This is a genomic window from Rhizobium terrae, from assembly GCF_003425685.1.
Lineage (GTDB): Bacteria > Pseudomonadota > Alphaproteobacteria > Rhizobiales > Rhizobiaceae > Neorhizobium > Neorhizobium terrae.
Genome location: NZ_QJKM01000003.1, coordinates 124,876 through 144,019 on the forward strand (window position 1 = coordinate 124,876; position 19,144 = coordinate 144,019).

The following is a 19,144-nucleotide window of genomic DNA, read 5'->3' on the forward strand; positions in this document are numbered from 1 at the left end:
ATCAAGACTGGATGGCCGGCGGCGGCAGGACAGCGGTCGGCGCACCGGGAACCGGCTTGTAATCCGGTGCGATGAGGCCGCCGGAGATCAGGAGCTTGGCGCCTTCTTCCGGTGTCATGTCGAGCATGACGATCTTACTCTTCGGCACGAACATCAGGAAACCCGCCGTCGGGACCGGTGTCGGCGGCAGGAAGACGCCGACCATTTCCTCGCCGTCCGCATTGAGCTTTGCAGCGATCTCCCCCTGCGCGTCTCCGGAGATGAAAACCAGCGCCCACATGCCGGGGCTCGGGAACTCGATCAGGCCACATTTCTTGAAGGAGGTCGACTGCTCCTTCAGGACCGTCTCGAAGATCTGCTTCAGGCTTTTGTAGATGGTGCGGACCAGCGGCATGCGGTGCAGGATCGATTCGCCGAAATTAACGATCGACCGGCCGATCAGGTTCTTGCCGAGAAAGCCGATGATGGTGATGAACAGGACGGCGATCAGCAGGCCGCTGCCCGGAATGGTGATATTGAAATAATATTGCGGATCATAACGCTGGGGAATGTAGGGCGTCACCCAGCTGTCGGCCCAGTCGATAAATGTGAACGTCAGCCAGATGGTGATGGCGAGCGGCGCGCAGATGATCAGCCCGGTAAGGAAGTTATTCCTGAGGCGGCCGGCCAGCGATATTCGCTCTGCACTGTCGCTCATCCGTTTCCCTGCATCACCTAAGCATCGCACCAAATCTGATGCGACAATGCCGGATGCGATGCTGCGATGCAAGGAAAAGCGGCGAAGATCACTCCACAGTGACGGATTTCGCGAGGTTGCGCGGCTGGTCGACGTCGGTGCCCATGAAGACCGCCGTATGATAGGCGAGAAGCTGGATCGGCAGCGAGAAGATCATCGGCGCGATGATCTCGTCGACATTCGGCAGGGTGATCGTCGCCATGGTCGGCAGTTTGGAGGCGGCGGCGCCCTTTTCGTCGGTGATGAAGATGATCTTGCCGCCGCGTGCTGCCACTTCCTGCATGTTGGAGACCGTCTTGTCGAAGAACCGGTCGTGCGGCGCGATGACGATGACCGGCATATGCTCGTCGATCAGCGCGATCGGCCCGTGCTTCAATTCGCCGGCGGCGTAACCTTCCGCGTGGATATAGGAGATTTCCTTGAGCTTCAGCGCGCCTTCGAGCGCCAGCGGGAAACTCGTTCCGCGGCCGAGATAAAGCACGTCCTTGAACCGGGAAAGCTCCCGTGAGAGCGTCTCGATCTCCGGCTGGATATCGTTCAGCACCCGGCTCATGATGCGCGGCATCTCGGCAAGGTGTTTCACCATCGCCTTCTCGTCGCCTGCGGTTACCGTGCCACGGGCGCGTCCGGCGCCGATTGCAAGCGACGCCAGCACGGCAAGCTGGCAGGTGAAGGCCTTCGTCGAGGCGACGCCGATTTCGGGGCCGGCGAGGATCGGGAAGATCGCGTCGGATTCCCGGGCGATGGTCGATTCCCTGACATTCACCACCGCACCGATCTTGAGGCCTTCATCCTTGCAATAACGCAACGAGGCGAGCGTATCGGCAGTCTCCCCGGACTGGGAGATGAAAAGCGCCGCCTGGTTCGGCGACAGCGGCAGTTCGCGATAGCGGAATTCAGAGGCCACGTCGATCTCGACCGGGAGGCGGGCATAACGCTCGAACCAGTATTTGCCGATCAGGCCGGAGAGGTAGGCGGTGCCGCAGGCGGAGATGGCGAGGCCGGACAGCTTGCTGAAATCGATTGCCGTCCGGTTCGGCTTCACCGTGTGGGCGGTAAAATCGATATAGTGGCCGAGGGCATGGGAAATGATCTCCGGCTGCTCGTAGATTTCCTTTTCCATGAAATGGCGGTGGTTGCCCTTGTCGACCATGAAGGCGGCGGCTTGGGAAATCTGGCTTTTCCGCTTCAGCGGCTTGCCGTCGTAATCGATGATCTCGACGCCCCTGCCGGTCATGACGGCGCAATCGCCGTCGACCAGATAGGTGATCTCGTTCGTGAAGGGCGACAGCGCGATCGCGTCCGAGCCCAAAAACATCTCGCCGCGACCGTGGCCGACGGCAAGCGGCGGTCCGAAACGGGCGGCCATCACGGTGCCGGGATCGTCCTCAAACATCACCACCAGCGCGTAGGCGCCGGAGATCCGGTTCAGCATGGCGAGCATGGCGGCGCGGTGGTCGAGCCCCTGGCGGGTATATTTGGCCAGCAGATGCGCGACGACTTCCGTGTCTGTCTGGCTTTCGAAGACCGCCCCCTCGGCGATCAGCTCGTCCTTCAACTCGGAAAAATTCTCGATAATGCCGTTGTGGACGACGGCCACGCCATCGACGAAATGGGGATGGGCATTCGCTTCATTTGGCACGCCATGGGTGGCCCAGCGGGTATGGGCGATGCCGATCGTGCCGGGCAGCGGCTCCTGATCAAGCTTCTTTTCGAGATTGTAGAGCTTGCCCTCGGCACGGCGGCGATCCAGCCGGCCCTCGTGTATGGTGGCGACACCGGCGGAATCATACCCGCGATATTCAAGCCGCCGCAACGCATCGACGAGCCGCGCAGCGACCGGCTCCACACCGACGATTCCGACAATGCCGCACATGAACAGCCCCTTCCCGCTCGTTGAACCCGGGCGAATTCCTAGCCGATTGCCTGTTTTGCGCAATCGGCGCGCCGGTCACTTTCGGTGACGGAAAGTAATGGTCCGCAGTTAAGGGGCCGTTGTCTATTTCGCCTGCTTTTTAGCGGCCTTGAATGCAAGCGCACGTTCGCGGATCACTTTGGCACGTTCCGGTTTCACCTCCTGCCGCGCGCGGCCGAAGGCGAGCGCCTCGGCGGGGACGTCCTCGGTGATGACGCTGCCGGAGGCGACATAAGCGCCGTCGCCGATCGACACCGGTGCTACAAGCGACGAATTGGAGCCGACAAAGGCGTTGGCTCCGATCCTCGTCTCGTGCTTGTTAACCCCGTCATAGTTGCAGGTGATCGTCCCGGCACCGATATTGGAATGCGCGCCGACGGATGCGTCGCCGATATAGGTGAGATGGTTGACCTTGGCCCCCTCGCCGATCGTGGCGTTCTTCACCTCGCAGAAATTGCCGACCTTGGAACCGGGAGCAAGATCGGCTCCGGGGCGGAGCCGCGCAAAAGGCCCGACGGTTGCGCCGGCATGCACATGCGCGCCTTCGATATGGGAGAAGGCGTGGATGACGACGCCACTTTCGATCGTCACGCCAGGCCCGAAGACCACATTCGGTTCGATCAGAGAATCCTGGCCGATCTGCGTATCGTAGGAGAGAAACACGGTTTCCGGTGCAATCATGCTCACCCCCGAAACCATCAGCTCGTGGCGCCGGCGTTCCTGCCAGAGCTTTTCCAGCACCGCGAGTTCGGCGCGGTTGTTGCAGCCCGCGACCTCGGTCTCCGGCGCATCGACCGCCACGACCCTGCCGCCAGCCGCACGGGCGATCTCCACCAGATCCGTAAGGTAATACTCACCCTTCGCGTTGTTATTGCTGATCTTTTCGAGAAATTCCAGCGCTTTGCGACCATCGATCGCCATCAGCCCGCTATTGCACCAGGTGATCTTACGCTCCTCGTCGCTCGCATCCTTCTCCTCGCGGATGGCGATGAGCTCGCCACCTTCGACCAGCAGCCGGCCATAACCCGCGGGCTTGTCCGTATGGAAGCCGATGACGACCACGTCGGCGCCCTCCGCCAGCTTCTTTCGCGCTGCAGCAAAAGGCTGCGAGGTGACAAGAGGGACATCGCCATACGCCACCAGGATGTCGTCGTAACCTCTGGCGATGGCATCCTTTGCCGCCAGGACAGCATGGCCGGTGCCGCGACGCTCGGTCTGCAGAAAGCTCTGAACGGAGATGCCGTCAACCGCGCCCGCCTTCGCGACCCCCTCTGCATCGCGGCCGACCACGAGCGCGGCGTCGCTCACTCCGGTCGATGCGACCGCCGCCATGACATGCGAAATCATCGGCCGGCCGGCAATCGGATGCAGCACTTTCGACATCGACGATTTCATGCGGGTGCTGTCGCCGGCGGCCAAAATCACGGCAAGGCAGGAACGGCTCATCTCGAATCTCCTTCATGCTTTCGCGCTTCTTATCAGCAAGTTTCTTGAGGCGCGATAAACGGCGTGTCTGGCCGGGAACAAAAAGGGCGCCCGGAGGCGCCCTGTTCCTTCCCTTGAGAGGAATTACTGAGGAAGCTTGTCGTCCACGCCTTCGATATAAAAATTCATGCCGAGCAGGACGCCGTCCTGCGCCTTCTCGCCAGCCTTCAGCCAGGCAGAACCGTCCTGCTTGTTGATCGGGCCGGTGAACGGATGCAGCTCGCCCGACTTGATCTTGGCTTCGGTCTCTTCGGCCATCGCCTTCACGTCGTCCGGCATGTTGGTATAGGGCGCCATGGTGAGGATGCCGTCCTTCAGGCCGTCCCAGATCTGCTCGGACTTCCAGGTGCCGTCGAGAAGTGCCTGGGCGCGCTTGATGTAATAGGCGCCCCAGGTATCGACGATCGCGGTCAGCTGCGTCTTCGGGCCGGCGGCGATCATGTCCGAGGCCTGGCCGAAGGCGAGAATGCCGCGCTCTGCTGCCACCTGCATCGGCGCGGTCGTGTCGGTGTGCTGGGTCAGGATATCGACGCCCTGGTCGATCAGCGCCTTGGCGGCATCGGCTTCCTTGCCCGGATCGAACCAGGTATTGGCCCAGACCACCTTCAGCTTGAAGTTCGGGTTGACCGACTTGGCCCCGAGTTCGAAGGCGTTGATGCCCATCACCACTTCCGGGATCGGGAAGGAGGCGATGTAGCCGGCAAGCCCCTTCTTCGACATCTTGGCGGCGATCTGGCCCTGGATGTAACGGCCTTCATAGAATCGCGAATTGTAGGTCGCGAGGTTCGGAGCGGCTTTGAAACCGGTCGCGTGCTCGAACTTGATGTCCGGGAATTTCGCAGCGACCTTGACGGTCGCGTCCATGAAGCCGAACGAGGTGGTGAAGACCATGGCGCAACCGGAACGGGCCATGCGCTCGATGGCACGCTCGGCATCCGGGCCTTCCGGAACGTTTTCGAGGAAAGGCGTCTCGACCTTGGCGCCGAGCGCCTTGTCGAGCTGCTGGCGGCCAAGGTCGTGCGCCTGTGTCCAGCCGCCGTCCGTGCGCGAACCAACGTAAATGAAACAGACCTTCTTCTTTTCCTGGGCCTGAGCACCGCTCGTAAACCCGCCCAGGAGAGCAGCCGATGCGGCAAGTGCGATAATCAGTTTCTTCATTTCCTAACCTCTATTGGCTTGAAGGCGTTTGTTCTTGTAGCGCGGTCACCGGTCGGGGACAAAGGGTTTCCCGAGCGAGGCCGGCGTGTTGATGAGCGTCGTGCGGCGATTATGCGAGATGATGATCAGCACGACAATAGTAGCCGCATAAGGAAGTGCGGAGAGCAGTTGCGAGGGCACGCCGATACCGAATGCCTGGGCATGCAGCTGGCCGATGGTGACGGCGCCGAACAGATAGCCGCCGGCGAGCACCCGCCAGGGTCGCCAGGAGGCGAAAACCACCAGCGCCAACGCGATCCAGCCGCGGCCCGCCGACATGTTTTCCACCCATTGCGGCGTATAGACGAGCGAGAGCTGGGCGCCGGCAAGACCTGCACAGGCACCGCCGAACATGACCGCCAGATAACGGGTGCGGATGACGTTGATGCCGAGTGCATGGGCGGAGGCGTGGCTGTCGCCGATCGCGCGGAGCTTCAGCCCCGCGCGGCTTTTGAACAGGAACCAGCCGATGCCGAAGACAAGTGCCATCGAAAGGTAGAAGGTGAGATCCTGCGCGAAAAGGACCCGGCCGACGAACGGGATATCCGAGAGCAGCGGAATGGCGATCGGCTGCAGCTTGATACCCGGCTTTCCAACGAAACTCTCGCCGATCTGGCCGGAGAGGCCGAGACCCAGAATGGTGAGCGCGAGGCCCGTCGCGACCTGATTGGCGACCAGGGTCAGGGTGAGGAAACCGAAGAGCAATGAAAAGGCCGCGCCGCCGAAGACGCCGCCGAGGAGGCCGAGATAGGGCGAGCCGGTGAGCTGCGCGGTGGCAAAGGCGCAGACGGCGCCCATGATCATCATGCCCTCGACGCCGAGGTTCAGTACGCCGGCGCGTTCGGTGACGAGCTCGCCAAGCGCTGCGATGACGAGCGGGGTTGAGGCGGTGATGACGGTGAGAAGAATCGCTTCGAACATCAGCCCTTTGCCTCCACCGTCCTTACGTCGGAAAACACCAGCTTGATCCGATAATGGATGAGCGTGTCGCAGGAGAGCACGAAGAAGAGCAGCAGGCCCTGGAAGACGCGGCTGACCTTGTCGGAAATGCCGATGGAAAGCTGTGCCGCCTCGCCGCCAAGATAGGTCAGCGCCAGGACCAGGCCCGATGCGACGATGCCGAGCGGATTGAGCCGACCGAGGAACGCGACGATGATCGCCGTGAAGCCGTAGCCGGGAGAGATACTCGGCTGTACATGGCCGATGGAGCCGGAGACTTCCGAAATGCCGGCAAGGCCTGCCAGCGCACCGGAAAGCAGCATGGCGAACCACACCATGCGGCGGGCGGAAAATCCGGCGAATCTCCCTGCCCGCTCGGATTGCCCCAGTACCGAGACTTCAAAACCTTTCAGCATGAAGCGCATCATGAACCACAGCGCCACGGCCGCGACGATCGCGAAGACAAAAGCCCAATGCGCCCGGCCGGACGCCAGCATCTCCGGCAGGACGGCTTCGACCTGGAAACTCTTGGTCTGCGGAAAGTTGTAGCCCTGCGGGTCGCGCCAGGGACCGCGCACCAACCAGTCGAGAAAAAGCTGGGCGATATAGACCAGCATCAGGCTCGTCAGGATTTCGTTGGTGTTGAAGCGGGTCTTCAGGAGAGCGGGAATGCCGGCATAAAGCGCGCCGCCCGCCATGCCCATGACCAGCATCAGCGGCAGGATGATCCAGGAATGCCATTGCGGATAAAGGACGGGCAGGATCGAGCCGGCGATGGCGCCGATCGTGAACTGGCCTTCAGCGCCGATATTCCAGTTGTTGGAGCGATAGCAGACGGCCAGCCCGACGCCGATGAGGATCAACGGCGCGGCCTTGATCGCCAACTCGTGCAGCGACCAGACTTCGAGCAGCGGCTCGACGAAATAGACGTAGAGCGCGTTGAGCGGGCTTTTGCCCAGCAGCCAGAACATGATGGCGCCGAAAACGAGCGTCAGAACGAGAGCCAGCAACGGCGAAAGCACGGAGAACAGCAGCGAGACACGGGGGCGCTTTTCGAGCTCAATGCGCATGCGCAGCCTCCGGGATAGAATGGCTGTCGTGGATCCCGCCCATCATCAGGCCGATCCGCTCGAGCGTCAGGCTGCCCGCCGGATGCGGCTCGGACAACCGGCCTTCGGAAATCACGGCGATGTTCGTCGCCACTTCGAAAATCTCGTCGAGATCCTGGCTGATGACGACGACCGCCGAGCCCGCCTTGGCGAGATCGATCAGCGCCTGGCGGATGCGGCTTGCGGCACCCGCATCGACGCCCCAGGTCGGCTGGTTGACGATGAGCACCGACGGCTGGCGGTCGAGCTCGCGGCCGACGATGAATTTCTGGAGATTGCCGCCCGAGAGCGAGCCGGCAATCGGATCCTCGCCGCTCTTGCGCACATCCATCGCCTCGCAGATGCGGCGCGCGGCAGAGCGGATCGCATCGTGGCGAACGATCGAGGCGAAACCGCCGGAAAGAAAAGCCTTTTTGTCCGACCGGCTGCGGGCGAGCAGGAGATTGTCGGAAAGCGGCATGGCCGAGACCGCCGCGTGGCCGTGACGCTCCTCCGGCACGAAACCGGCGCCGAGGAGCCTGCGGCCATTGATGCCGGTTTTGCCGACCGCCTTGCCGCGGATGCGGACCGCCTCATCGTCCGCCACCGGATATTCACCTGACAGCGCATCGAAAAGCTCGCTCTGGCCGTTGCCGGCAACGCCGGCGATCGCCAGCACTTCGCCGGCCCGAACCTTTATGGCGATGTTCCTGAGGGATATCGCAAAGGGCGTGCGGGCCGGCACGGAAAGGTTGCTGACTTCGAGGCGGATGTCACCGGGTGCCACCGAGCCGTCGCGATGCACCTCCGCCACGTCGGAGCCGACCATCATGCGGGCGAGCGAGGCCGGTGTTTCCTGCTTCGGGTCGCAGGCGCCGGTCACCTTGCCGTGCCGCAGAACCGTCGCCCGATCGCAGATGCGGCGCACTTCTTCCAGCCTATGGCTGATGTAGAGAACCGAACGGCCTTCCGCCTTCAGCTTGAACAGCGTCTCGAACAGCCGGTCCGCCTCCTGAGGCGTCAGAACCGAGGTCGGCTCGTCGAGGATGATCAGCTTGGGGTTCTGCAAGAGCGCGCGGACGATCTCGATGCGCTGGCGTTCGCCGACCGACAGGTCTGCCACATGCGCGTTCGGATCAAGCGGCAGGCCGTAAGCCTTCGAAAGCGATGCCGCCTCATCGGAAATCCTGGCGAGCGAAATCTTCGGATCGAGCGACAGCGCGATGTTTTCGCCGACCGTCAGTGCCTCGAACAGGGAGAAATGCTGGAAGACCATGCCGATGCCAAGCCGGCGGGCCTCGCCCGGCGAGGCGATCGTCACCGGTTGTCCCTCCCAGAGAATCCGGCCGGCACTCGGCTGCAATACGCCGAACAGCATCTTGACCAGCGTCGACTTGCCGGCGCCGTTCTCGCCCAGAAGCGCGTGTATCTCCCCCGGCGCGATATCCAGGTCGATCGCATTGCAGGCTGCGAAACTGCCGAAAAGCTTGGTCAGACCTTCAACCGACAGAAGCGGGACGGTCGCCGGACCTGCGGATAGTGTCACTGAACCCCCTTCTTCACAGCCTTTGCTCACCTTCTCGCGAGGCTTTCATAGCATGGCAGCGCATTGTTTTTACGAACGCTTCGCGGGAAAAATGCCCGAGCGGGCGGCTGTCATATTGATACCGGTTTTGTTGCTGCGCACAACATGAAAGACGCGGGCCGGCCGGTCGTGCCGGACTATTTTCCGAGGCCGGGGAAAAGCTGCAGCACGCCGCCGATGCAAAAGAGATAGATGCCGCTCGCCACCACGCCCCAGATGACCCAGTCGGGTGTCTCGAAATGGAGCAACAGCGAATAACCGCCGAGCGCGCACCAGACGGCACAGACTGCCAGGTTGAGCGGGCGAAGCCGCTTTACCCGCACGGGGTGCAGGAAATTGATGGGGAGAAAGGTGAGGATGACGGCGACGGTCACGACGGCGATTGCCGCCGCCGCACTGGCATCGATGACGAACAGCGTGAAGATCACCATGTTCCAGACGACGGGAAAACCGGAGAAGAAATATTCGTCCGTCTTCATGCCCATGTCGGCGTAATATACGGCGCTCGATACGACGATTGCCCCGGCCGCCACGAAGGACCACGGTTCGCCGATCATGCCGCTCTGATAAAGCGCGAAAGCGGGCAGCAGGACATAGGTCACGTAGTCGATGATGTTGTCGAGCGTATCGCCCGACCAGTTGGGCAGGACTTCCTTGACCCGCACCTTGCGGGCGATCGGCCCGTCGATGCCATCGACCAGAAGCGCCAAGCCAAGCCACCAGAACATATCGACGAACCGGCGCTCGGCGGCGGCCACGACGCCAAGAAAGGCGAGAAAAGAGCCGGAGGCGGTCAGGAGATGAACCGAAAAGGCGCGGATTTCCGCATAGGGCACTTTCCGGTAGTTGAAGATTCGCCTTATCACGCCGTTCGTCCACCTCTCTCTGGTCGGGCAGGTATGCGGCCAATCACGATGTATTGCAACCGGCTCCGGGCGGAGCACGGGGACAAAGCCTTGCTTTTTCTATGCTGCGCCGCGATGTCCCATGGATATGCTCAGGCCGAAGTTCTAGATTACGTAGACGGATATCGGCAGGACAGGACGACGGACATGCAACATTTCGAGATCGCCGTGGTGGGCGGAGGGCTGGCCGGATCGATCGCCGCCCTGGCGCTGGCACGCGCCGGCCGCAAGGTGGCGTCGATCGCGCCGGCATCCGGAAAGGCCGACGAGCGCACCACGGCGCTGATGGACCAGTCCATCCGCTTCTTGGAACGGCTCGGCGTGTGGGAGGATATCGCGCCTTCCGCCGCTCCGCTTTCCATCATGCAGATCATCGATGGCACGAAGCGCCTGCTGCGCGCACCCACGGCGCAGTTTCGGGCACAGGACGTCGGCCTTTACGCCTTCGGCTACAATATTCCGAACCGGGCGCTTTCCGAAACGCTGGATGCGGCGGTGATGGCCGAACCCAATGTGACAACGATCGGTCAAAGTGTCGAAACCTACGACTTTGCGGAGGAGAGAGCGCTGCTGACGCTTTCCGACGGCACGATGACCAGCGCGGATTTCGTGGTCGGGGCGGACGGCCGCAAATCGAAGGCACGCGATGCCGCCGGCATCGGTGTACGGCGCTGGTCCTATCCGCAATCGGCACTTGTGCTGAATTTCGTCCATACATTGCCGCACGGCAATGTTTCGACGGAATTCCACACCGAGACGGGGCCGTTCACCCAGGTTCCCCTGCCCGGACTGCGGTCCAGCCTCGTCTGGGTGGTGAAGCCGGACGAAGCCCGGCGTCTTCTGGACCTTCCGGTCGACGAGCTTTCGCGACGCGTCGAGGACCGCATGCAGTCGATGCTCGGCAAGGTGACCGTGGAAGGTGTGCCACAGGCCTGGCCGCTTTCCAGCCTGATGGCTGACCGGTTCGGCAAGGGGCGGCTTGCCCTGGTCGGCGAGGCGGCACATGCCTTCCCGCCGATCGGCGCACAGGGGCTCAACCTGTCCCTGAGGGACATCATCACACTTTCGGACCTGTTGGCCGCGACCGGAACCGACCGGCCCATACCGGCCGATGCGGGAGAACGGTTCAACCGGCGTCGCCGGGCGGACGTCATGAGCCGCACATTCGGCGTCGATCTTCTCAATCGCTCGCTGCTTTCGGATTTCCTGCCGGTGCAGATGCTGCGCGCCGCCGGCCTGCACGTCCTCGCCAGTGCGCCGCCGCTTCGCAACCTGCTGATGCGCGAGGGGATCGAGCCAGGCCGCGGTTTTCGAGCCGTCGTCAATGCGTTACGGAACGAGATCCGGCGGTAACAGGCCGGAATGGATGAGATAGAGCACGATGGGTAAGGTCGCGACCGAAAGGATCGTGGTGATCAGGATACTGGCCGAGGCCCTCTCCTGCCACACGCCGTATTGCTGGCCGATCACGAAGACATTGGTCGCCGCCGGCAGAGCCGACAGAAGCGTCGCCGAGTAGATCCATACGGGATCGAAGTTGCCGATCAGCGAAAGCACCACATAGGTCGTCGCCGGCAGAAGGATCAGCTTGAAGACCGATATATAACCGATCTCCACCGGTACGCGCCTGATCGGCCGGAGCGCCAGCGTGACGCCCATGGCGAAGAGCGCGCAGGGCGCCGCAGCCTGGGCGAGATAATCGATCAGCCGCTGAAAGGCGTCCGGGGGCCTCACTGAAAAAACAGCAAAGCAGAAGCCGAGTGCCGTCGAGACGATGAAGGGGTGCAGACCGACCTTCTTGGCGATATCGACGGCCACCTGAGCGGCCGGACGCTTGTCGCCGCCTGCAACGGCCATCATCGCCGGCGCGACGATGAAATGAGTTGCGTTTTCAAAACAGACGATAAGCGCCACCGGCACCGCCGCAGCCTCGCCGAAGGCGAGCAATGCCAATCCCGGCCCCATATAGCCGATATTGCCGTAGGCGCCGGCGAAAGACTGGATCGTGCAATCGGCGAAGGAGTTGCGGCGGATGAAGAAGCCGATCAGGAAGAGCACAGAAAAGACGAGATATGTCGCGCCGATCTCGCCGAAGATGAAATCGGCTTGAGTCAGCTGCTCGACGGGCGTGCGGGAGACGAGCTTGAAGAACAGAGCGGGAAGTGCGGCATAGATGATGAACGTGTTCATCCAGCCGAGCGCTTCGGCGGGTTGTTTCGTCACCTTCGCAGCAATGTAGCCGATGAGGATCAGCCCGAAGAAGGGCAGAAGCAATGCAATGATATCGGCCATCGTTTCCTTGGCCCATAAAAACCGGGCATATGATCAGACGCTTTTCCGTTAGCCGATTTGCATCAGGATTGGAAATGTCTGCTGGAACCAGATCGCCGCGGAAGTGACGAAGCCGAAGATGAAGGCAAGCCCCGTGAGGATCAGGAACACGCCCATGACCTTTTCGACCAGACCGAGATGGCGGCGGAACCGGGTCAGGAAGCGCATGAAGGCCCCGGAGAACCCTGCGGCGATCCAGAAGGGTACGGCAAGGCCGAGCGAATAGATGGCGAGCAACGCGGCCCCTTCGCCCACCGTATCGCGCGATGCGGCAACGCCGAGGATCGCGCCAAGCACCGGCCCGATGCAAGGCGTCCATCCGAATGCGAAGGCCAGGCCCATCACATAGGCCCCCGACAGCGTCGCCGGCCGCCCTCCGCCCTGGAAGCGCGCCTCGCGCGCCAGCAATCCGATCCGGAAGACACCCAGAAAATTCAAACCCATGACGATGATGATCAGGCCGCCGATCTTGGAAAGGAGATCGAGGTGTTGACGCAGCAGCACGCCGATCGTCGAGGCGCCGGCGCCGAGCGCCACGAAGACGGTGGCGAAACCGAGGGTGAAGAACAGAGCGGACATGAGCACTGCCCGGCGTGTTCCCCCGCTCGAATCAACGACCGCCGCACCGCCGCCATCGCGGAACTGTTCGACCGAAATGCCCGCCATATAGCAGAGATAGGGCGGTACGAGCGGCAGCACGCAAGGAGAAAGAAAGGACAGGGCGCCGGCGAGCAGCGCGCTCAGCAGGGATATTTCGGCTATCGACACGTATGGCTCCGATCGGCAGGCCTTTGCGGGACCTCTATCTGCGCTCAGGTAACGGCCTGAGGCGGCAAATGCCAATCACCTTTTCGCATCTACGGGGAAAAGCGGCAAGAAGCCGCATTTTTGCTGTTTTTGCGGGTTGACCGAAGGGGGGCACCTGCATATGTTCCGCGCACTTTCAAGGACGCGCTTCGCGGCCGCGGGAGAGCGCGTAGCTCAGTCGGTAGAGCAACTGACTTTTAATCAGTAGGTCCTGGGTTCGAATCCCAGCGCGCTCACCAAAATTATCTTGCGAAACCAACTGGATGAGCTGGATAATCGGTGAAATCGTCGGCGGGTTTGCCGTATTTTGGCGGATACGAACGGCCCAAGACATGCGGCTGACAGGCCGTCGATCTCTTCCATCGCGACACGCAAGTTCGAGACAGGATTCCGCATGAACACCCCCTGGAAAAAACCTGTCGTCGTCAAGCTCGGCGAACCTGCCGCCGAAACCGTCATAGAGACGACGCAAGCCGCGGCCTGGGCGATGATCGAGGACTGGCCGGTCGAAGACGGTACCCTCCTCGATCGTGCTCTTGTGATTTGTGCCGCAGTCGATGCCGGCAAGCGCAAGCCGGAAGAGGCCCGCCATGCATTCGTAGACGCCGCGGCCGAGGCCGGAATCCTGGTCCGGGCTTAGATCATCCGCCGTATGACAGCCTCTTCCCCGGGATGTCGTCGAGCCGCATTACAAATTCCTCATCTTTGCCGCGGAAAATCGTTTATTACAGGTGCGTTAGGTTGAGGCCGGCACCGCCGGGCGGTCGAGCGGCGCCATGTTCTGGCCAAGCCATTGAAAGATCGAGGCTATATAGAACCCGCGTCAGGCCGAGCCTCAGGATTTGGCCGAAAATTCGGCAAAGCGCCCGGCAACAACCTTATTTATATTTAAGCTGACCGGCTGAGAGGGCGAGAGTATTTTTCGTCTCGGGACTGAATGCCGCCGGCGGTGAACGATGCCGCGACGCGACGGTGTGAGACAGTCCTGCAATCGATTGTCACGGAGCTGCATCATGCGCCCGTTCATGGCGAAAGACCTGCATCCGTCCGCACGGCAGGCGCCCTCCTCCATCCGCCCGATTACCGGTCCGCCCGCCCGATTGCGATCGTGACGGACCTACCGGAGCGCCCGCCTCCAGCGACCCCGCTTCGCAACGCCAGCGACCTGGCGCCCTCGACCACCAAGCATAAAACGCAACGATCTGCCGCGGGTGACGCTTTCCCCGGCAGCGATTTTTCCTGCCCTGAAGGATCGCCCCTCCCAGACCTTCATGGCGCCAGCACACGAAAGGAAGACCTATCATGTCCGTTATCCTCCGCAGACACCGTATCGCAGCCCTCGTCGGCGCCGCCATTCTCGCCATCCCGCTCGCCATGCCCGTCATCGCCGGCAACAATGCGGCTCTTGCCGCGTCGACGGCGACTGCCGTGCCGGGCATCGTTGCCCCCGGCGGCTCCTTTGCGCCGATCGTCTCGGCCGACAAGCCGGCAGTCGTGACGATCACCACGACGATGAAAGTCGACAATGCAAACTCCGACGACAGTTCCCCGTTCGGCGACGATTCACCATTCGATGAGCAGTTCCGGCAGTTTTTCGGTCAGCAGGGCATTCCGATCCCCCGCCAGATGCCTCAGCAGCGGCAGGCTCCGCGCGCAGAGGCGCTGGGCTCCGGCTTCGTCATCACCGCCGACGGGTACATCGTCACCAATAACCACGTGATCGACCATGCGATCGGCATCAAGGTGACGCTCGACGACGGGACCGAAGTACCGGCCAAGCTCGTCGGCACCGATCCGAAATCTGATCTGGCGGTGATCAAGATCGCCGCGCCAAAGCCGCTCCCGACCGTCGCCTGGGGCGATTCGGACAGGTTGAACGCCGGCGACCAGATCCTTGCGATCGGCAATCCGTTCGGCATCGGCACCACGGTCACCGCCGGCATCGTCTCGGCCCGCGGCCGCGACCTGCACAGCGGTCCCTATGACGACTTCATCCAGATCGACGCGCCGATCAACCACGGCAATTCCGGCGGCCCGCTGGTCGATCTGGAAGGCAAGGTGGTCGGCATCAACACGGCAATCTACTCCCCGAACGGCGGCAGCGTCGGCGTCGGTTTCGCCATCCCGTCCGATCAGGCCCAGAAGGTCGTGGCCAAGCTGATGAAGGACGGCTCGATCGAACACGGCTTTATCGGCGTGCAGATCCAGCCGATCACCGCGGATGTCGCAGGCGCGATCGGCCTCGACAAACCGGAAGGCGCACTGGTCGCCAGTGTGAACGACGACACGCCCGCCGCCAGGGCCGGGATCGAAACCGGCGACGTCATCAGCTCGCTCGGAGGTCAGCCGGTCAAGTCGCCCAAGGACCTTTCGCGCATGGTCGCCGACCTGACGCCCGGTATGAAGGAAAACCTCACTGTCTGGCGGCGAGGCGAATCCAAGGATCTGCGTATCACCATCGGTGGAAACGAGGCGGACCGGCAGCAGGCTTCGGCCGACAAAGGCGACAAATCCGTCCCGGTGGCTCAGCGCGTTCCGACCATCGGCGTCGGACTTGCCGATCTCACGCCGGATGTCCGCCAGGCGCTCAACCTGCCCCGCCGCGAAAGCGGCGCGGTGATCGAAACCGTGGCGCCCGACAAGCCGGCCGCCGATGCCGGTCTCCAGCCGGGAGACGTCATCGTCTCGGTCAACCAGCAGCCGGTCAAATCCGCGCGGGAAGCGAAGGCCGTGTTTGCGGAAGCCGGCAAGGCGGGCCACAAGTCGGTGCTACTCCTGATCCAGCGCGGCGACAACCAGACCTTCGTTGCCGTTCCCTTCTCGGTCGGCTGACCATCGCCGGGACATCATCAGCCCGTCGGCATCGCCCGGTTTTCGCGACCGATTGTCGCAGCGGCGGTGTCCGGACGCCCGTCTGACTATCGGATGCCGCGATCGCTTCAGCAAAACATCCTCCAGGCAAGGATCAAGAATACCGGCACGAGGTGTCGATCACGCCAAGCACGGTCCCGACCCGCCCTGCGCGGCAGTTTGACATCCTGGAGCGGAAGGCCGCGTTGTCCGCATCGGGGGAAACTCGATCACGCCTCCATGTCTGCACCGGGAACCTTGCAGCCTCGCTCCTCGTTACAGCCGCCGAAGGAGCAATCCATGCGGATCATCTTTGTCATTCTGGTCGGATCGGTGCTGAGCATTCTCGCATTCAAATATGCGGATCAATCGCTTGGCGACGCGGATATCATGGCTTCGCCGACGGAACTCTCCGCACAGAACTGATGCCTACGCAAAGACGATCGCATCAGGCGAGGTCCGGTCCACCCCTCTCTCTCCCGCTTGACCGCCCCGGCCAGCAGCCATATTCGTTCGGTCCATCAATCCATTTTCCGAACAAGAGAGGATTTCCATGGCCAAGCCCAAGATTGCGATCATCATCACCAGCACGCGCGATGTCCGTTTCGGCGAAAAGCCGGCCAGATGGATCTACGAAACGGCTTCGCAGCGCGACGACATGGACTTCGAGATCGTCGATCTACGGGATTTTCCGCTGCCGTTCTTCAACGAGAAGGCGTCCAATGCCTGGGTTCCCACCGAAAACGAAGTCGGTCAGGCGTGGCAGAAGAAGATTGCAGAATTCGACGGCTACATCTTCATCGTGGCCGAGTATAACCGCTCGATCACCGGCGTCCTCAAGAATGCGCTCGATTATTCCTATAAGGAATGGAACCGCAAGCCGGCCGCTGCGGTGGGTTACGGCAGCGTTGGTGGCGCCCGTGCGGTCGAGCATCTGCGCAACATCGCCGTCGAACTCCAGATGGCGCCGACCCGCCCCGGCGTGCACATTCAGGGCGCCGATTTCTTCGCCGTCTGGCAGCAGGGCAAGGACCTCAAGGAACTCACCCATCTCGAAGCCGGCGTGAAGACGATGCTCGACGATCTTTCCTGGTGGGCGACGGCGTTGAAAACGGCCCGCGAACAGGCCTGATCGCACTTCACGCGAGCTTGATGGGGAGGTTTCTGTCCAACCGGAACCTTCCGTCTTCATAGGGGTTTTCCGGCTATAGAGGAGTGTATAGCCATGAATGCCCGAAATGCTTTGATAGCCTTGGGTTCGGCGATCGCCGGCGGGCTCGTCGTCGCTCTTCTGATGCATCCGGCCGGGCCGACGGTGACTGCCAAATCCGACCGCCTCAGCGGCCCGCCGGCGGAGACGGCGTTCCTGCCGGAGCGCTTCGGAGTCCCCGCTTCGACCCAATAGAGTCCCGATCACAGAATGCAAAAGAGACCGGCGCCCCGTAAGAGACGCCGGCTTTTTCTACCCGTTCAATGTACGGCCTTGCCGCCTTCCTCCTCTTCGAAGGAGACCGCGACGGCGCCATCGGCTGACAGGCGTACCCGTCCGCTCTCGATTTCGGCGACGAGTTCGAGCGGGATGAAGTGGTGATGGCCTTCGTGGCTACCCTCGCCGCTATCCTTCCTGGTCAGCTTGATACGGCTCCCCTCGACGCGGTCGACGGTTCCGACATGGACGCCGTCCGCACCGATCACCTCGGCATGTTCCTTGATTCTCGCAGCATCGATCATGGGAAATCTCCTTTCCTGCGTTTCCACAACGCATGAGGCCGCATATTGATGCAGTCCTTTGAAAAGAAGGCGTTCTCGAAACCTGCGATCGGTTTCGGCCCTTTCAGATACTACCTTACCGATATTTAAGTGGGCACCGATTGCGTTTCATGTCATTGAAAAACCCTTGCAAATCGATCCGCCGACATGGTTCCGGCGGATTCGTGCCGCATGACGGCGAGAAAGCGCGCCGGCGCAACATCTTGGCGCCCGCGCAACACAATCCGCCAGCAGAGGACCCGACCTTGAACGTGCAGAACACATCCGATCCGGCAGCGGGCAAAAGCGAGGCACCGGACCTCGCCGCGATCCTGGCGACGTCGGGCGGACGGCGCGGGAAGAGCCGCTTCCTCTGGCCGGTGCTGGTCATCCTGCTCGCGGCCGGCGCCGCCGGCGCCTATTCCTATTTCGGCAGTGACGGACCTCGCTTCGACTACACGACGCGGCCCGCCAAGCGCGGCGATCTTTCGGTCGTCGTCACCGCCACGGGCTCGGTCCAGCCGACCGACCAGGTGGATATTTCGAGCGAGCTTTCCGGCACGGTGCGCAAGGTCAACGTGACCTATAACAGCGCCGTCAAGCAGGGAGACGTTCTGGCGGAACTGGATACCAACAAGCAGGAGGCCGACGTGCAGAGCGCCCGCGCGCAGCTCGCCTCGGCGCGCGCCAACGTCCTGAAGGCGGAAGCCGAAGCGGCATCGGCGAAAAACTCGCTTGACCGGCTGACGGGTCTCGTCAGCAACCGCATCTCCAGCCAGCAGGAACTCGATGCGGCGAAATTCGCTTACGACTCGGCGCTCGCCACGAAGTCGGTGAACGAGGCATCGGTCCTCTCCGCCCAGGCCAATCTGCGACTTGCCGAGGTCAACCTCTCGAAGCTCAAGGTCGTCTCGCCGATCGACGGCATCGTGCTCACCCGCGATGTCGATCCCGGCCAGACGGTCGCCTCCTCGCTCAACGCGCCGGTGCTCTTCACCATTGCCGGCGACCTGAAGCGGATGGAGCTGCAGGTCGCTGTCGATGAGGCGGATGTCGGCCAGGTCCAACAGGGGCAGATGGCGAAATTTTCAGTCGATGCCTATCCCGAACGCGATTTTCCCGCGACCATCCAGACGGTGCGCTTCGCCTCCGAGACCGTTTCCAACGTCGTCACCTACAAGGCGATCCTGACGGTCGACAATGCCGATCTGCTGCTGCGCCCTGGTATGACGGCAACCGCCGACATCACCGTACAAGCGGTGTCCGACGCGCTGCTCGTGCCGAATGCGGCGCTGCGTTATGCGCCGCCGGCCACGGCCCGCAACCGTGGCAGCTTTCTGACCCGGCTTTTTTCGCCGCCGCGTCCGCGGGGCAATCGCGGCGCGGACGAAGCCTCCGGCGCCGGCCGAGCCGTCTATGTGCTGCGCAACGGAGTGCCGCAGCGGGTGGGCGTCGAGACTGGGCCGACCGACGGTCAGTTCACCGTCATCCGGTCCGGCGAGGTCAAGGCTGGCGATCTGCTGGTTACGGACGCCGTGGCGCGCGCGAGCTGAGGTG

Annotated in this window: 18 protein-coding genes and 1 tRNA gene; 8 read left to right on the forward strand and 11 right to left on the reverse strand. The window is 62.3% G+C overall.

Annotated elements, in window-relative coordinates; all coding sequences use genetic code 11:
- Position 1: 1 nt before the first annotated feature.
- From DMO26_RS06210 to pcsA, 8 genes are all read right to left on the reverse strand, one after another.
- Positions 2 to 697 carry a DUF502 domain-containing protein gene (locus DMO26_RS06210; RefSeq protein WP_117191170.1) on the reverse strand — a complete coding sequence of 232 codons (696 nt, stop codon included), beginning with the start codon at positions 695 to 697 and terminating at the stop codon, positions 2 to 4.
- 88 nt (positions 698 to 785) lie between these two features.
- Positions 786 to 2,612, reverse strand: coding sequence for a glutamine--fructose-6-phosphate transaminase (isomerizing) (glmS, locus tag DMO26_RS06215; RefSeq protein ID WP_117191171.1), 1,827 nt, complete (start codon positions 2,610 to 2,612; stop codon positions 786 to 788).
- Between the two features lie 123 nt (positions 2,613 to 2,735).
- Entirely contained in the window at positions 2,736 to 4,097 is a 1,362-nt protein-coding gene (glmU, locus tag DMO26_RS06220) for a bifunctional UDP-N-acetylglucosamine diphosphorylase/glucosamine-1-phosphate N-acetyltransferase GlmU (RefSeq protein WP_117191172.1), read from the reverse strand.
- A 123-nt stretch (positions 4,098 to 4,220) separates the two neighbouring features.
- The gene (locus DMO26_RS06225; protein ID WP_117191173.1) at positions 4,221 to 5,294 is read right to left on the reverse strand and encodes a BMP family ABC transporter substrate-binding protein; all 1,074 of its coding nucleotides are present in this window, start codon (positions 5,292 to 5,294) and stop codon (positions 4,221 to 4,223) included.
- Positions 5,295 to 5,339: 45 nt separating this feature from the next.
- Positions 5,340 to 6,254 (reverse strand): ABC transporter permease, encoded by a 915-nt coding sequence (locus DMO26_RS06230; protein ID WP_117191174.1) that lies wholly within the window; start codon positions 6,252 to 6,254, stop codon positions 5,340 to 5,342.
- Entirely contained in the window at positions 6,254 to 7,342 is a 1,089-nt protein-coding gene (locus tag DMO26_RS06235; RefSeq protein ID WP_117191175.1) for an ABC transporter permease, read from the reverse strand. Before DMO26_RS06235 ends, DMO26_RS06230 begins: the two co-directional genes overlap by 1 nt.
- Entirely contained in the window at positions 7,332 to 8,906 is a 1,575-nt protein-coding gene (locus DMO26_RS06240) for an ABC transporter ATP-binding protein (RefSeq protein WP_117191176.1), read from the reverse strand. The genes DMO26_RS06235 and DMO26_RS06240 overlap by 11 nt, the downstream gene beginning before the upstream one ends.
- 176 nt (positions 8,907 to 9,082) lie before the next feature.
- Positions 9,083 to 9,811, reverse strand: coding sequence for a phosphatidylcholine synthase (gene pcsA / locus DMO26_RS06245; protein WP_162894746.1), 729 nt, complete (start codon positions 9,809 to 9,811; stop codon positions 9,083 to 9,085).
- A 186-nt stretch (positions 9,812 to 9,997) separates the two neighbouring features.
- Between pcsA and DMO26_RS06250 the strand changes: the two genes are divergently transcribed.
- Complete coding sequence (locus DMO26_RS06250) at positions 9,998 to 11,203, forward strand: UbiH/UbiF family hydroxylase (protein WP_117191177.1); 1,206 nt, start codon at positions 9,998 to 10,000, stop codon at positions 11,201 to 11,203.
- Here the strand turns inward: DMO26_RS06250 and DMO26_RS06255 are convergent.
- Complete coding sequence (locus DMO26_RS06255) at positions 11,180 to 12,142, reverse strand: AEC family transporter (protein WP_117191178.1); 963 nt, start codon at positions 12,140 to 12,142, stop codon at positions 11,180 to 11,182. The two genes, DMO26_RS06250 and DMO26_RS06255, sit on opposite strands and share 24 nt — an antisense overlap.
- Positions 12,143 to 12,190: 48 nt before the next feature.
- Positions 12,191 to 12,949: a cytochrome c biogenesis CcdA family protein gene (locus DMO26_RS06260; protein ID WP_117191179.1), complete on the reverse strand. Its 759-nt coding sequence runs from the start codon at positions 12,947 to 12,949 to the stop codon at positions 12,191 to 12,193.
- A gap of 202 nt (positions 12,950 to 13,151) precedes the next feature.
- Here DMO26_RS06260 and DMO26_RS06265 point away from each other — a divergent pair.
- The 6 genes from DMO26_RS06265 to DMO26_RS06285 all read left to right on the forward strand — a co-directional run bounded on the left by DMO26_RS06265 (position 13,152) and on the right by DMO26_RS06285 (position 17,243).
- Positions 13,152 to 13,227, forward strand: a tRNA-Lys gene (locus DMO26_RS06265).
- A 155-nt stretch (positions 13,228 to 13,382) separates the two neighbouring features.
- Positions 13,383 to 13,628, forward strand: a complete 246-nt coding sequence (locus tag DMO26_RS06270) for a DUF982 domain-containing protein (RefSeq protein ID WP_117191483.1) — start codon at positions 13,383 to 13,385, stop codon at positions 13,626 to 13,628.
- 662 nt (positions 13,629 to 14,290) lie between these two features.
- Positions 14,291 to 15,820, forward strand: a complete 1,530-nt coding sequence (locus tag DMO26_RS06275; RefSeq protein ID WP_117191180.1) for a DegQ family serine endoprotease — start codon at positions 14,291 to 14,293, stop codon at positions 15,818 to 15,820.
- 318 nt (positions 15,821 to 16,138) lie between these two features.
- Positions 16,139 to 16,264 (forward strand): hypothetical protein, encoded by a 126-nt coding sequence (locus DMO26_RS34775; protein WP_264319347.1) that lies wholly within the window; start codon positions 16,139 to 16,141, stop codon positions 16,262 to 16,264.
- A 127-nt stretch (positions 16,265 to 16,391) separates the two neighbouring features.
- Positions 16,392 to 16,970: an NADPH-dependent FMN reductase gene (locus tag DMO26_RS06280; RefSeq protein WP_117191181.1), complete on the forward strand. Its 579-nt coding sequence runs from the start codon at positions 16,392 to 16,394 to the stop codon at positions 16,968 to 16,970.
- Between the two features lie 93 nt (positions 16,971 to 17,063).
- Positions 17,064 to 17,243, forward strand: coding sequence for a hypothetical protein (locus tag DMO26_RS06285; protein ID WP_117191182.1), 180 nt, complete (start codon positions 17,064 to 17,066; stop codon positions 17,241 to 17,243).
- Positions 17,244 to 17,308: 65 nt separating this feature from the next.
- Here DMO26_RS06285 and DMO26_RS06290 read toward each other — a convergent pair whose 3' ends face one another.
- Positions 17,309 to 17,569: a DUF2171 domain-containing protein gene (locus DMO26_RS06290; RefSeq protein WP_205421184.1), complete on the reverse strand. Its 261-nt coding sequence runs from the start codon at positions 17,567 to 17,569 to the stop codon at positions 17,309 to 17,311.
- Between the two features lie 284 nt (positions 17,570 to 17,853).
- Here DMO26_RS06290 and DMO26_RS06295 point away from each other — a divergent pair, with 284 nt between their 5' ends.
- On the forward strand, positions 17,854 to 19,140 hold the full coding sequence (locus DMO26_RS06295; RefSeq protein WP_404947019.1) for an efflux RND transporter periplasmic adaptor subunit: 1,287 nt from the start codon (positions 17,854 to 17,856) through the stop codon (positions 19,138 to 19,140).
- Positions 19,141 to 19,144 lie beyond the last annotated feature (4 nt).

Coding starts and splice junctions, on each gene's coding strand:
- DMO26_RS34775 (WP_264319347.1), top strand. CDS start 16,139: ATGCGGATCATCTTTGTCATTCTGGTCGGATCGGTGCTGAGCATTCTC.
- DMO26_RS06255 (WP_117191178.1), bottom strand. CDS start 12,142: ATGGCCGATATCATTGCATTGCTTCTGCCCTTCTTCGGGCTGATCCTC.
- DMO26_RS06225 (WP_117191173.1), bottom strand. CDS start 5,294: ATGAAGAAACTGATTATCGCACTTGCCGCATCGGCTGCTCTCCTGGGC.
- DMO26_RS06230 (WP_117191174.1), bottom strand. CDS start 6,254: ATGTTCGAAGCGATTCTTCTCACCGTCATCACCGCCTCAACCCCGCTC.
- DMO26_RS06280 (WP_117191181.1), top strand. CDS start 16,392: ATGGCCAAGCCCAAGATTGCGATCATCATCACCAGCACGCGCGATGTC.
- glmU (WP_117191172.1), bottom strand. CDS start 4,097: ATGAGCCGTTCCTGCCTTGCCGTGATTTTGGCCGCCGGCGACAGCACC.
- DMO26_RS06210 (WP_117191170.1), bottom strand. CDS start 697: ATGAGCGACAGTGCAGAGCGAATATCGCTGGCCGGCCGCCTCAGGAAT.
- DMO26_RS06250 (WP_117191177.1), top strand. CDS start 9,998: ATGCAACATTTCGAGATCGCCGTGGTGGGCGGAGGGCTGGCCGGATCG.
- DMO26_RS06285 (WP_117191182.1), top strand. CDS start 17,064: ATGAATGCCCGAAATGCTTTGATAGCCTTGGGTTCGGCGATCGCCGGC.
- DMO26_RS06275 (WP_117191180.1), top strand. CDS start 14,291: ATGTCCGTTATCCTCCGCAGACACCGTATCGCAGCCCTCGTCGGCGCC.
- DMO26_RS06235 (WP_117191175.1), bottom strand. CDS start 7,342: ATGCGCATTGAGCTCGAAAAGCGCCCCCGTGTCTCGCTGCTGTTCTCC.
- glmS (WP_117191171.1), bottom strand. CDS start 2,612: ATGTGCGGCATTGTCGGAATCGTCGGTGTGGAGCCGGTCGCTGCGCGG.
- DMO26_RS06290 (WP_205421184.1), bottom strand. CDS start 17,569: ATGATCGATGCTGCGAGAATCAAGGAACATGCCGAGGTGATCGGTGCG.
- DMO26_RS06270 (WP_117191483.1), top strand. CDS start 13,383: ATGAACACCCCCTGGAAAAAACCTGTCGTCGTCAAGCTCGGCGAACCT.